11 protein-coding genes and 1 tRNA gene are annotated in these 12758 nt (G+C 44.1%); 5 read left to right on the forward strand and 7 right to left on the reverse strand.

The genetic code is table 11. The features are described from left to right. Positions 1-20: 20 nt before the first annotated feature. Positions 21-1352: an IS4 family transposase gene (locus EAE30_RS01635; RefSeq protein ID WP_123014367.1), complete on the reverse strand. Its 1332-nt coding sequence runs from the start codon at positions 1350-1352 to the stop codon at positions 21-23. A gap of 170 nt (positions 1353-1522) precedes the next feature. Between EAE30_RS01635 and EAE30_RS01640 the strand changes: the two genes are divergently transcribed. Further along, positions 1523-1900 (forward strand): DnaJ family domain-containing protein, encoded by a 378-nt coding sequence (locus EAE30_RS01640; protein ID WP_199287038.1) that lies wholly within the window; start codon positions 1523-1525, stop codon positions 1898-1900. 57 nt (positions 1901-1957) lie between these two features. Here the strand turns inward: EAE30_RS01640 and EAE30_RS01645 are convergent, their stop codons facing one another. Beyond that, on the reverse strand, positions 1958-2932 hold the full coding sequence (locus EAE30_RS01645) for a LysR substrate-binding domain-containing protein (protein ID WP_123014369.1): 975 nt from the start codon (positions 2930-2932) through the stop codon (positions 1958-1960). Between the two features lie 268 nt (positions 2933-3200). After that, the gene (locus EAE30_RS01650; RefSeq protein ID WP_123014370.1) at positions 3201-5024 is read right to left on the reverse strand and encodes a DEAD/DEAH box helicase; all 1824 of its coding nucleotides are present in this window, start codon (positions 5022-5024) and stop codon (positions 3201-3203) included. A gap of 1105 nt (positions 5025-6129) precedes the next feature. On the opposite strand from EAE30_RS01650, the gene rnb reads away from it, so the two are divergent. Further along, a complete protein-coding gene (gene rnb / locus EAE30_RS01655; protein ID WP_123014371.1) occupies positions 6130-8151 on the forward strand; it encodes an exoribonuclease II in 2022 nt (673 codons plus the stop codon). 62 nt (positions 8152-8213) lie between these two features. Here the strand turns inward: rnb and EAE30_RS01660 are convergent, their stop codons facing one another. Then, positions 8214-8573 carry a DUF3024 domain-containing protein gene (locus tag EAE30_RS01660; RefSeq protein WP_123014372.1) on the reverse strand — a complete coding sequence of 120 codons (360 nt, stop codon included), beginning with the start codon at positions 8571-8573 and terminating at the stop codon, positions 8214-8216. A gap of 201 nt (positions 8574-8774) precedes the next feature. On the opposite strand from EAE30_RS01660, the gene EAE30_RS01665 reads away from it, so the two are divergent. Continuing rightward, a complete protein-coding gene (locus tag EAE30_RS01665) occupies positions 8775-9602 on the forward strand; it encodes a phosphate ABC transporter substrate-binding protein (protein ID WP_123014373.1) in 828 nt (275 codons plus the stop codon). Between the two features lie 96 nt (positions 9603-9698). Here EAE30_RS01665 and EAE30_RS01670 read toward each other — a convergent pair whose 3' ends face one another. Then, positions 9699-10361 carry a MaoC family dehydratase gene (locus EAE30_RS01670; RefSeq protein WP_123014374.1) on the reverse strand — a complete coding sequence of 221 codons (663 nt, stop codon included), beginning with the start codon at positions 10359-10361 and terminating at the stop codon, positions 9699-9701. Positions 10362-10686: 325 nt separating this feature from the next. On the opposite strand from EAE30_RS01670, the gene EAE30_RS01675 reads away from it, so the two are divergent. Both EAE30_RS01675 and EAE30_RS01680 read left to right on the forward strand, forming a co-directional pair. Beyond that, positions 10687-10777, forward strand: a tRNA-Ser gene (locus tag EAE30_RS01675). A gap of 234 nt (positions 10778-11011) precedes the next feature. Next, positions 11012-11431 (forward strand): GNAT family N-acetyltransferase, encoded by a 420-nt coding sequence (locus tag EAE30_RS01680; protein ID WP_123014375.1) that lies wholly within the window; start codon positions 11012-11014, stop codon positions 11429-11431. Here EAE30_RS01680 and EAE30_RS01685 read toward each other — a convergent pair. Both EAE30_RS01685 and EAE30_RS01690 read right to left on the reverse strand, forming a co-directional pair. Next, positions 11426-11728, reverse strand: coding sequence for a GNAT family N-acetyltransferase (locus tag EAE30_RS01685; RefSeq protein ID WP_123014976.1), 303 nt, complete (start codon positions 11726-11728; stop codon positions 11426-11428). The genes EAE30_RS01680 and EAE30_RS01685 overlap by 6 nt on opposite strands. Before the next feature lie 76 nt (positions 11729-11804). Further along, the gene (locus tag EAE30_RS01690; protein ID WP_123014135.1) at positions 11805-12752 is read right to left on the reverse strand and encodes an IS30 family transposase; all 948 of its coding nucleotides are present in this window, start codon (positions 12750-12752) and stop codon (positions 11805-11807) included. Positions 12753-12758: the final 6 nt, after the last annotated feature.

Here is a 12758-nt window from a genome sequence, read left to right on the forward strand (position 1 = left end):
CTCATTGAGCGTAATGCCAGTCAGTTAAGCTGATTGGCATTTTTCTTTTTATACGGATATTTCCGAGGTTTTGGTTTTACCCACCTTGGGTAAGTTCGGTCTTCTCGCCTTGGTGGAAGTTTAAAATAGCCCATTTGTTCCAATAAGGACTCATAATGTTTTGGGATATTTCCCGGACTTGTCAGCGGTAAAGTTGCAAAAAACTGAGTGATAGCCATTGAACAACTGGTAAAACTGAGTTGATTTGGCCAAACACTATCCAGTTTTTTAGCGGCCGCTGTCATCCCTAATCGTATGAGGTTGTAACAGAGCAACACTCCCCATAGCTCTTGCTCTATCATGTCCGGTCTTTTACTTCTCAGTGTATATTGGCTGTTTAACAGAGACTGCTTCATTTCTCTATACCCCAGTTCTATTTCCCACCGGTAACGATATAACTCAACCATTTCGTCGCTCGGGAAACGTAATTCATCGACCATAGAGGTGAGGATTCGATACTCTTTTCCCTTAATGGTTTTACTCACTAAACGAGCCTCGATAAATTCCGGTAACTCATCGAACTTTTTGCGAGACTGAGGCGTCGTTTTCAGGCGAACACGATAGTCATTTTTTCCCGACCGATGCAGCACTTCATAGTTTAAGTCCTTTCGCGCGGGGATTAGCCAATGCCGCTCTGTCCCTGTTTGAGACCATCGGTTAAGTAACCCCAATGAGTAATAACCTTTATCGAACAAGGTTAATGAATGATCTGGCGTACTATCAATGAGCTGTTCTGCGAGCACCATTTCACTCGTTCGATAACCAGAAAAAGCACTGTTAATGAGCTGATGGCTTGTCAACTCCATATGACAGACCATTCTAATTTGAGGGTAAGTATTTTCACGATGTTGATTACTTTGAGTTTCAAAGACTTGATGATTTTCTAACGTGTCTGCAGTTCGCCATACAACGCCATCAACGGCGAATAAATTCAGCCCTCCCCATTGCTCAAACGAATTCGTTTCATAGCCGTGTTGAGCGACGGCTTTAAATACCTCTTTTACGGCATCAGCCCCCAAACGTTGCCTTGCTTGAACCAAAGCACTTGGGGCAACCAAAGGCTTTTTATCTGGCAGCATAATATCCATCTGAGTTGCAATATCCCAGACAGACTTCTGACGATATAGTGCCATGCCGATGATGGACCATAGAACCGTTTCGAGTGGTAGTCGGCGCTTTCTCAACGTGGCGACTCCAGCTTGTTTAAAGCCTTGCTGAATAAGCTCTGGCGATAGTAACTCAGCATACTTTTCAAAAGTATGGAAGGTATTACAGGACTTAAAGGCTGTGGCTAATTCACTTTCAAAACGCATAAAAAAAATCCGATATTAAATCACTAATATCGGATTTTGAAGCCTTTTAAAGATCGGTCAAATGATCTCAAAAATTTCTTAACTGATCGGCATTACTCATTGAGCGGTTTTTTTATGAGATCTAGACGTCTGTAAGGATTCTATTTTACACTTTGCTCTGAAGGAGAACGATGATGACGTTATTGATAGAGCGATTAGCAGAGCAGCGTATTCAAGAAGCACTGGAGAACGGAGCCTTCGATGATTTACCCGGCAAGGGGCAACCATTGAATATCGACGATGATAGTGATGTACCTGAGCACTTACGCATGGGCTACCGCGTCCTTAAAAATGCCGGCTTTTTACCGCCCGAACTGCAACAGCGCAAAGAAGCCCTCACCTTATGCGACCTTATCGAGCACAGCGATCCACACTCGCCAGAGATAAAAGACGCCGCCAAACGTTTACACTACCTAGAGCAGCGGATGCGTTTACAAGGTGTCGACACGCACTTTATACAGCGCTATTGGTTAGAAAAACGGGAACAATTCCGTGAAGACGAGCAATAACAGATCACAGTCGATCACGCTATTGCTCTATCGTCTGCCATAGACAATGACCGTGCATTAGTAGACGGGTAATTCAATCTCTTTGAACAATGTATTAATGCGTGAGGGCGCACTATTGGCAATCACTTCTTCCATCAATTGTTTGGTGAGATGGGGTGAGAACGATCCCAAAAAGTCATACATATAATTATGTAAAATGACGTCTTTACTGAAACAAATCCACGCCTTACAGGGGTCCAATAGATGATCGAGATTGATATACACGAGATCCGTATTGGTAATATCGGTGGCCGCGAGGTTCGAGATAATCCCGACACCAAAGTTCAAATTCACGTAGCGTTTGATGACGTCCGCGTCCATCGCACTCATAAAATACTTCGGTTCACAGCCCGCTTCGCGCATCGCTTTGTCGAGACACTCGCGCCCAGTTGCGCCCGGCTCATAAGATAATAAAGGATGTTGCGCGATTTGCTCAGCGGTCGGTTGACGCACTTTCGCCAATGGGTGATCTTTATGGACGACCATCCCCATGCGCCATAAGTAAGCAGGCAAGACAATCAGGTCCGAATCAGGAGCAACAACCTGTGCGACGATGGAAAAGTCGGTATGACCTTTGCTGATCCCCCCACGGCTGTCAGACGGAATCGTCGGAAAAAGGTTAAAGTTCACGTTAGGGTAGCGTTTCGTAAACTCAGCAACACTGTGGGGAAGTAAATAACTGGCGATGGTGTGCGTGGTGTAAATATTAAACGAACCTTTGCCTGGATCCACATACTCTGAGGCAAGAGATTTGATTTTATTTTCCAAAATCAACATTTTTTCGACTTCTAGGAAAATTTTCTCACCGATATCCGTCACACGTTGTAAATGCTTACCATGGCGTTCGAAAATCCGCACCCCCATTTCCTGCTCAAACAATAAAATCTGCTTACTCACGCCGGGCTGAGTGGTATATAACGACTCAGACGCCGCCGATATATTGAGATTGTTATCCTTTACTGCTTTGAGATACTTTAATTGCTGTAGCTTCACGTTCTACGCTTCCTCATCAATTCCACAATGCCTAGAGTGGACTTCCTCGCCCTACTGTGACGCATTACGCTCTACTTGAACTCCCATAATAAGGAACCTTGCCGCCTAAATCTACGATATTTCTATATTTCCATAATTAAATGCCGATCTAATCATCATTTATTCACATCGAACTAAAGTGGCTCGATAAAATACTGACCCATTGAATTTACACATAAAAAAAAACCATAGTGCGAACACTATGGGTTTCTATTATCACTTAGCGCGATCAGTCGCTGCTACGGCTTTTGTTCACACGTTCACCACGGTGGTTACCACGATGATCACCGCCACGATTACGGTCGAAACGGCGTTCACCGTTACCACGACCATTACCACCACGGCCACCGTTACCACGGAAGTTGCCACCGTCACGACGGCCACCGCCATCACGACGACCACGGTTTTCACGGAAGTCATCAAAGTCAGAAACAACCGCATTCACTTCTTTTTGGCGAATACGCAGTTTGCGCAATTTCTTACCTGTTTCAGCAGACATTGTCTTAGGTAACTGAACAAACGTATGCTCTGGCGCTAGTTTGATAGCACCGATAGACCCTTTCGTTAGGCCTAGTTCATTAGCAAGTGCACCAACGATGTCTTTAACTTGAACGCCTTGTTCACGACCCACTTGTAATTGGTATGTTTCCCAATCTGCATTGTTGGTCTCACGCGTATCACGACGCTCACGGCGACGCGCTTTATCACGCTCAATGGCTTCAAGCATTGGGTCTTCACCGACGTAGAACAATGGACGTTTGCCTTGTTGACGTTTCAATAACATCGCAGCCAATGTCGTCGCATCGATTTCAAGCGTGGTTTGTAGCTTCTCGATCAAGTCAGAGAATTTCTCGAGTGCTTTATGTTCTTTTTCAGCGCGTAACTCTTCAGCCAATTTAGACAAGCGCGATTCTGCCACTTTGTCACGATGTGGCAATTGAATTTCTTCCATAGAAGAACGCGTGACACGTTCGATGGTACGCAGCATGCGAATTTGGTTGGTACGAACCAATAGGATCGCCTTACCTTTACGTCCAGCACGACCAGTACGACCGATACGGTGAATGTAAGATTCAACATCAAACGGAATATCGTAGTTAAATACATGATTAATACGTGGAACATCAAGACCACGAGCGACAACGTCGGTCGCAACTAGGATATCAATCACACCGCGTTTGATGTGGTCAACAGTACGCTCACGTAAAGATTGTGGAATATCACCGTGTAATGCAGCGGCTTTGAAACCACGAGCACTTAACCAATCGGCTAGACGTTCAGTATCTTGACGAGTACGTACGAAGACAATTGAGGCATCCGTTTCTTCTGTTTCTAGAAGACGTGCCATCGCTTCGTCTTTTTCAACACCTTTCACTACCCAAAACTGCTGTTCAACTTTGTCAACAGTCTGGTTAGTACCGGCAACGTCAATGCGTGCAGGATTACGTAGGTAACGGTCAACAATGGTTTTTACCATTGGCGGCATGGTTGCAGAGAACAATACGCGTTGCGCAGTCTCTGGCGATTTTTCCATGATCCAAGTTACATCGTCCACGAAGCCCATTTTCAGCATCTCATCCGCTTCGTCAAGAACGAAGGTATGACATTCATCAAGATGAAGGCGATCGCGAGTAATCAAATCTTTCACACGGCCAGGTGTACCAACCACGATGTGCGCACCCGATTTAAGAGCTCGGATTTGGTCTGAGATAGACGCACCACCGTAGATTTCTAGCACTTTAAGGCCTTTGATATTACGACCTAAGTTTTTAACCTCAGCCGCCACCTGAATAGCGAGCTCACGAGTTGGAGCCATTAAAATCGCTTGAGGTTTACGCTGAGATAAATCAATCTTGTTTAACAACGGAAGGGAAAATGCTGCTGTTTTACCTGTACCTGTTTGTGCTTTACCTAAGGCATCGCGGCCTTCAATCAGAACAGGAATTGACGCTGCTTGAATTGGTGTTGGTTTCTCAAAGCCCATATCTGTTAGGGCTGATAAAATTGCACTGTTAAGTGCTAAGTCACTAAAATGAATGACGGTTTCTTGCATGGGATTCCCATAATAATAAAATAAACCAAGGTCCCATGAGCTTTACCATTTCCAACCAATCCAAAAATTGCTGATTCCTTTCAGATGCGGATAGTTATTAAAACGCATCAAGCCACTTGGGACATACATAGGGGAGCGGATTATTCACTAAATATATAAAAAAAGCTAGGAAAAATTGAAATTCATCACAAATATTTCATTCATATGATGAAAATTTAACATAACGGTTCGAAATCTAGCGCTCCTAATGCTCTGACGTGGCCGTAAGAGCATGAAGAGCGATTATACTACGAAGTGAATGTTTTTTCCGATTTATTCTCATCCAATAGCCATACTTGATTTAAATTTAACCAGTTAGAGTTACTGCGTCTTTTTTAATTCATTATAAAATATATGGAATTAGGTATGTTAATTCATAGAGTTATAGTGATGAGTTACATTTAAGCTTCCATTCGTTATCGAGTATGCCATCGATTTGAGTTCCTCCTCGCCGACTTGAGTTTGTGCATATTTCTCGCCAACCTTCGTGAGAACAACGTGGATAAAACGACAAGAATTACCTTGTTGAATGAAATTACCACTTTAAATGTATAAAAAACACTCATTACGGTTTTATAATAGCCATAAGGCACTGAATAACAATAACTATCCTTCGATTACTCATAACTTATTAACAAAAAATAAAACTTACCTCAATAAAAAGCGCCGTATGTTCAGTCACTAACCCATCCCCTGCTCGCCGCTAACCCTCAATTTATGCGGTTCCACTTGATATACACCCAACAACTCGCGCTTACGCTTTCGATGCTCTCCTCACAGCAGCAGACCGACGGTGAGCCTGTGTCAGCCAGACTCATCAATGACCATTCATAGCACCGCTCAGACGCAAATCCAACGATATACTTTTTTATGATTAACTAGTAACATTACCGTCAGTTTTATGTATCACGTACTGGGCGACGAATGAGGCCAGCGCAACCAATGCGCACAGCTCAGCACAGTATTTTAAGTTAACTTTTATTCTTACTAACCCATCGGTTTTTAAGTGAATTTTTTGGATACCTCTTCCTTATATGGAATGAGTACCAACCAATAAGAGTAAATAATGTTTCAAGACAACCCATTGCTTGCCCAATTAAAGCAGGACATCCAAGAGAACCTTCCGAAAAAAGAAGGTACCATCAAAGCAACGGATAAAGGATTTGGCTTTCTCGAAGTGGACAGCAAAAACAGTTTCTTTATTCCGCCACCTTACATGAAAAAATGCCTGCATGGCGACAAAGTAATGGCGATCATCCGTACCGAGAAAGAACGTGAAGTGGCTGAGCCACAAGAGCTACTTGAGCCATCACTGGAGCGCTTCATCGGCCGTATCAAAATGTTCAAAGACAAATTGAACGTTGTGCCAGACCACCCTCAGTTGAAAAAGCAATCGTTGAAAGCGCGTACTCGTAAAGGGTTAAACCCAACAGACTTCAAAGAAGGCGATTGGGTTGTGGCGCATTTAGTTCGTCACCCTTTGAAAGGCGATAATGGTTTCTTTGTCGAGATTTCAAAGAAAGTCACCGATGCTGATGACAAAATCGCGCCTTGGTGGGTAACACTGGCAAAAAATGATCTCCCTAACTCAGAGCCAGCGGGCATTGACGAATGGTCACTAAAAGACGATGCGGATCTCGTGCGTGAAGATCTTACCGACATCCCATTTGTGACGATTGATGGGGCATCAACCAAAGACATGGATGATGCGCTTTATGCTCAAAAGCATGACGATGGCCGCTTTTCACTGACCATCGCGATTGCCGATCCAACGGCCTACATCACCCCCGATGACACCATGGATACGGTCGCCCGTGAGCGTGGCTTTACCATTTATCTGCCGGGTCGTAACATTCCAATGTTACCGCGTGATTTGGCTGATGAGCTGTGCTCACTCATGGAAGGCGAAGTACGCCCAACCGTATGTTGCAGTGTAACGGTCAGTGCTGATGGCGTAATTGGCGATGACATTCGCTTCTTTGCGGCCAACATCCAATCTCATGCTCGTTTAGCCTATGACAACGTATCTGATTGGCTTGAAAACGGCCACTGTGATGAATGGCAACCGTCTGAAACGATCGCTCAAGTCGTCTCTGATCTGTATGACTTCTCGAAAGCACGTGCTACTTGGCGTCAAGAGAACGCCGTTGTGTTCCCTGATCGACCAGATTACCGCTTTGAACTGAGTGACGATAATGACGTAGTCGCCATTCATGCTGACATGCGTCGCAGCGCCAACCGCTTGGTCGAAGAAGCCATGATCACCGCCAACATCTGTGCGGGTAAAGCCTTGAGCCAACACTTCTCGACTGGCGTATTTAATACCCATGCTGGTTTTAAAGAGGAAAAGCTGGCAGAAGTAGTCGAGTTAATGAACGAACACGGCGCGCCTAACGCCACTGCTGAAAGCTTAAATACGGTAGAAGGTTTTGCAGCCCTACGCCGTTGGTTAGCCGATCAAGACACATCTTACTTGGATAACCGCATTCGCAAATTCCAAAGCTACAGTGAAATTGGCAACCAACCGCTTCCTCATTTCGCAATGGGCTTAGATGTGTACGCCACATGGACATCGCCGATCCGTAAGTACGGTGATATGATCAACCATCGTCTTCTCAAAGCGATGATTCTTGGCAAAGAGCCGGTTCAACAACCGGATGATACCGTTGGTGAAGAGCTGGCACTCCATCGTAAGCACCACAAAATGGCAGAGCGTAATGTCGGTGATTGGCTATACGCACGGACATTGGCAAACGAACCTGAGAACGCGACGGTTTATCAAGGTGAAATTTTCGATATCAACCGCGCTGGCATGCGCGTTCGTTTACTTGAAAACGGTGCTATGGCATTTGTCCCAAGCTCATTGATCCTAGCCAATAAGCAACGCTTAGAATGCAACGGTGACAATGGCACTGTGTCTGTCGATAAAGAAGTAGTCTTCAGGCTGGGCGATGTTCTTGAGGTACAACTGACCGAAGTGAACCAAGAAAACCGCAGCATTGTGGCAAAGCCAGTACAAGTCTTTGCTGACGCGCCAGCAGAAACCGAGCAGCCAGAAAGCGCAAACAACACGCAAAGCGCAGAATAACGCGAACCAGCGGATTGGCTCGCGAATATGAAGTAAAAAGCATTCAGCAATGAATGCTTTTTTTATTGCTCAAACCAAATGATATGCCGCGGATCCATAACAACAATTTCGATTAAATCGGATAAAGGATGACTGCCCGATAAGTGCGGGTACGGTACCCACATTTCCACCCCTTGCTCTTGCTGTAACAGCGACAGCGACCAATGACATGGCTCGACTTGATACACAATTTTCGCGACGATACTGCTGTAATCACTGTGAGTGGAATCGAGTTTGTAATGATGCTGAACGAATTGTACCCCTTGCTCGATTCTCTCGTAGCTTGCCGTTCCCACATCAAACGGTAAATTCTGATTACGCCGATGACACGCCACCTCGGCGGATTTCTCAAGTTGGTGTTGCAGTAAATTAATCACCGACATAGTTACCCCACTCTCACTCAGCTCTTACTGACTCATCTTAGTATGAACCCCACTAATAGCATACATCAATAGCGTGATCCGTAACCTAGCCCGATAATCGCAAAGAAAACCCATGCCCCTGTCTCAAAATAGTATCCTACACTATATATATGACAATAAAATCCATAGTCGACGATGAACTAAATCAGTAGGAGCCACTGTATGTTACGCATTTACATAACGACCCTTGCTGTACTTTTGTCTTTTCCCACTTTGGCCGCGCCTCAGCAAGACATCCAAATTTCAGGATCCTCATCGGTTGCAGAGGTGATGGACGTATTGGCGACGCAGTTTCAAACGACTCACCCACAAGTGAGGGTCGATGTCCAAGGCATTAACTCGGTGGCTGGAATGACCATGCTGAAAAAAGGCGTCGCAGATATTGCTCTCAGCTCCCACTATTTAGCGCTCTCTGAGCAGGAATCCCAACTGAAGGTCGAAACGTTAGCCATTGATGGCTTAGCCGTTATTGCTAACTTGAATAACCCAGTAAAAAACTTATCACGCCGCGAGCTATTCGATATCTATCGTGGTGATATTCGCAATTGGAAACAACTTGGCGGCGCCGATCAGCCCATCGCGGTGATCACCCGCGAGCCCGATTCAGATTCACGCTACAGTTTTGAAACCTTGATGGGTCTCAACAAGGTGCTCAACGAACATCAAGTATCGACCATGACCCCAACAGCACTGGTGGTTGATAGCCCTGCCATGATGAAATCCATCGTTCATAATAATGCACATGCCATTGGCTATGTGTCGACGGGCGCAGTCGACCATTCCATCAACGCCATGACCATCGACCATATTGCGAGTAGCCCAGAAAACATTGCCAAACGCGATTACCCACTGTCGCGGCCTTTTTTGATGCTGCACTACCCAAAGCAAGATTCAAAATGGGTCAAAGAATTTCTTGAGTACACCCATAGCAAAGAAGCCAAACGCGTCTTATCGAAATATGGCTACCAAAAAACCGTCACGGCTGAATGATTCATACCCAAAGATGTTGAGATTGACCATTCTTGAGACAATAAAAAAGGAGAGCATCATTGCTCTCCTTTTTAAACTCTCGATGGGCAAACGCCATTAAAAGTGTAATTGAATCACTGACGTGACCACACAACCTGGGCGGCGTATACCTTCGATTTGAACTTTAATTTCACGTTCAATTTCTAAGCCTTTACGAATTGGTGTCACCTTTGATAATGTGCTCACTGCTCGTACTCGACTACCAGATTTAACTGGGTAAGGAAATCTTACCGAATTCAACCCAATATTGACCACCATACGCGCCGTTGGGAATTGTGGATTTTCAGGATCCACGCTATCCGTTAACTTGGGTAACATAGCCAATGTTAAGAACCCATGTGCAATGGTTGTTTTAAAAGGAGACTGTTCCGAGGCTTTCTCTGGATTCGTATGAATCCATTGCATATCTTCCGTGACTTCGCCAAATTGATTGATTTTGTCCTGATCAATCGTCATCCATTCACCCGTGTGAATCACTTCACCAATTTGTGTTGATAACTCATCATAAACGGCTTGAGTTTCAGGCTTCATCACAATCGGATCAGATTCTTCGTTTGCAGGTTGGCTAAATTCTCTAACCCAGGCAAACAAAGGACGATTATTGGCTTTATTTAGAAACTCTCCCCAATACTCTCGTACTGACGGTGACATCCATTGCTTGAATTCAGTGTGCTTCACTAAGTTTTCAGCACGATGCTTCAAAAGATCCGCGACTTTCATCAAAACCTCATTCTCTACTCGGAATAAATGCGATGGAGTAATTTTGTCCTAGATCTCATTTTTTCGCAATAACTTTCGGGCGAACAGTCGTATTCTGAACACTGTTTTAATTTTAAAAAACAAAAGGTTATCAATAAAACATTATTTTATTAATAAGCGAGATGAAACGAAAGTTTAATAAAAAATACGTTTTACTGTAAAAATCACATCAATCCCATGTCAACTCCGTGTCAGGGCGTGATTATGTTGAAATAATCGGCACTTAAACGCCCGACTCTGCTTTTCACTTTACAACCCCCTGAGAAATACATAATATACGCCCCATGGAGAGATGGCTGAGTGGTCGAAAGCACCGGTCTTGAAAACCGGCAACCGTTAATAGCGGTTCTAGGGTTCAAATCCCTATCTCTCCGCCACATTTAGAAAGCCCGAGCCCTTGATAGACAAGAGCTCGGGCTTTTTCGTTCTGAAAACTTTTTTGGCATGATATGTACACGTGATACACTCATGTTCCTACTCAAAGACCGCCATACAACTTACTGCGTTCAGCAATCTATTGATTATTGATAGTCAAAAAGAAAGCATCCATTATAGAGCTATGAAAAGCGGCTTTTTGCCGTATAGAAAGCGTTAGGTTTTTTGATAAGCTTATGGAAATAAAAAAATTTCAATTTCATCATTTAAATGCTGTAAAGAAGCTTTATTTAGAGTCACGACTAGCAACATTTACGTGGTTGAGGACAGGTGAATTTGACTTGTCAGATTTTGAACGGGATACAGACGGCGAAAGTATTTGGGTCGTCATCGATTCAAGCGAAGTCGTCGGTTTTATCTCAATTTGGGCGCCTGAAAACTTCATCCACCACCTGTTTGTAAGTCCTCATAACTTACGAGGCGGTATGGGGTTAAAACTACTAGACCTCGCTAAACAAAAATATCCAAATTTGAGTCTCAAGTGCCTTAGCCAAAATGGTAATGCCACTGACTTTTATTTATCGCAAGGCTTTACAATCGCCGAAACGGTGGAGAATGGTGCGGAAAGTTATCATCTAATGAAGTGGAAATCATAAACCTAACAAACCAACAACACCACGCGTGCCGAATCTACTTAGACAGCTTGTTCGCATTTGGTATCGAGCAACGTCAAAGCCAAACATCTCTTGCCTATCTACAAGCTCAAAACCAAATTGTTCGTAAAATACCCTTAAACGCTTTCGACCACCGTGACAATCACACCTTAGCCAAATACAGCCATTATCTTTCGCTAGCTCTAAAAGAGCATTCAAAGCTCTTGCACCAAATCCCAACCCATTATGTTCATCACCAATAGCCAATTTATGAAAAAAGAGACTATTAGTTGTATCCATTCCTGACCAAAAATTATCAGTTTCAAAGCTAACAAAGACGCCCGAATTCAACTGCGAAGTGCGACACTCTCCAATATCAAGAAGCTAAAGCCATCTCCTCAAATATAATGGCTGCCTGCTTGAAGCCTAAACACTTTCTCGGACGGTAATTTATCCGCGATAAAGCGAACTCTATATCGATGTCCGTCACTGTCGTTAGATCGGTTCCTTTCTTCACATATTGCCTTAAAAGACCGTTCGCATTCTCATTAGCACCACGCTCCCAAGAACTGTACGGATGAGCAAAGTACACATCAGCCTTTAATTCTTTTGCGATGGTTTCATGACCTGCAAACTCTCGCCCGTTATCTGCCGTAATGGTATGGACATGTTTCTTATAGGGCTTCAGTAGCTCTATTGTCGCTTTGGTGACATCATCCGCTGACTTAGATGGCACTTTCTTTACCACGTAAAATCGAGTCTTACGCTCTAAAATAGTCACCATTGCACCTGTACCATGCTTACCTAGCACAGTGTCGATTTCCCAGTCACCAAACCGCTCCTTACTGTCAACGATGCTTGGTCTATCATCAATCGAAACGGCATTTTTTATCGCTGGAGCTTTCTCTTGTTTACCTCGGCGATACCGCTTATGACCTTGTCTCAAGTGACGATATAACTTACCGCCCAAGCGTTTATCTTGAGCAACAAAGCGATAGATCCACTCATGACTGACAGATGCACCAATTTTCGTTAATACATTAGAAATCTGCTCTGGACTCCAATCTGTTTCTAAAAGAAGGCGGATAAAATCGACACGTTCCTTTGGTATTCGGTATTTACGTGCTGTTTTGCGCTTTTTGGTAGACGACATCTGGGCTTCGTTAGGGCAATAATGCTCTCCCTTCCGACCGCGTTTAAGCTCACGGTATACCGTCGAGCGGTGGCACTGAACTGTTTTAGCTATTTCAGGAACCGAAATTCCCCGTTCCAAAAGAGCAGAAATCTGGTATCTTCTGCCTTCGGTCAACTGTTGATAATTCATGGTAGT

Origin of the sequence: Vibrio zhugei (genome assembly GCF_003716875.1) — a bacterium.
Taxonomy (GTDB): Bacteria; Pseudomonadota; Gammaproteobacteria; order Enterobacterales; family Vibrionaceae; genus Vibrio; species Vibrio zhugei.

Bases quoted from the DNA above. Each gene is read 5' to 3' on its own strand.
- EAE30_RS01635 (WP_123014367.1), bottom strand. From the start codon at position 1,352: ATGCGTTTTGAAAGTGAATTAGCCACAGCCTTTAAGTCCTGTAATACC.
- EAE30_RS01640 (WP_199287038.1), top strand. From the start codon at position 1,523: ATGATGACGTTATTGATAGAGCGATTAGCAGAGCAGCGTATTCAAGAA.
- EAE30_RS01650 (WP_123014370.1), bottom strand. From the start codon at position 5,024: ATGCAAGAAACCGTCATTCATTTTAGTGACTTAGCACTTAACAGTGCA.
- rnb (WP_123014371.1), top strand. From the start codon at position 6,130: ATGTTTCAAGACAACCCATTGCTTGCCCAATTAAAGCAGGACATCCAA.
- EAE30_RS01660 (WP_123014372.1), bottom strand. From the start codon at position 8,573: ATGTCGGTGATTAATTTACTGCAACACCAACTTGAGAAATCCGCCGAG.
- EAE30_RS01665 (WP_123014373.1), top strand. From the start codon at position 8,775: ATGTTACGCATTTACATAACGACCCTTGCTGTACTTTTGTCTTTTCCC.
- EAE30_RS01670 (WP_123014374.1), bottom strand. From the start codon at position 10,361: ATGAAAGTCGCGGATCTTTTGAAGCATCGTGCTGAAAACTTAGTGAAG.
- EAE30_RS01680 (WP_123014375.1), top strand. From the start codon at position 11,012: ATGGAAATAAAAAAATTTCAATTTCATCATTTAAATGCTGTAAAGAAG.
- EAE30_RS01685 (WP_123014976.1), bottom strand. From the start codon at position 11,728: ATGGATACAACTAATAGTCTCTTTTTTCATAAATTGGCTATTGGTGAT.
- EAE30_RS01690 (WP_123014135.1), bottom strand. From the start codon at position 12,752: ATGAATTATCAACAGTTGACCGAAGGCAGAAGATACCAGATTTCTGCT.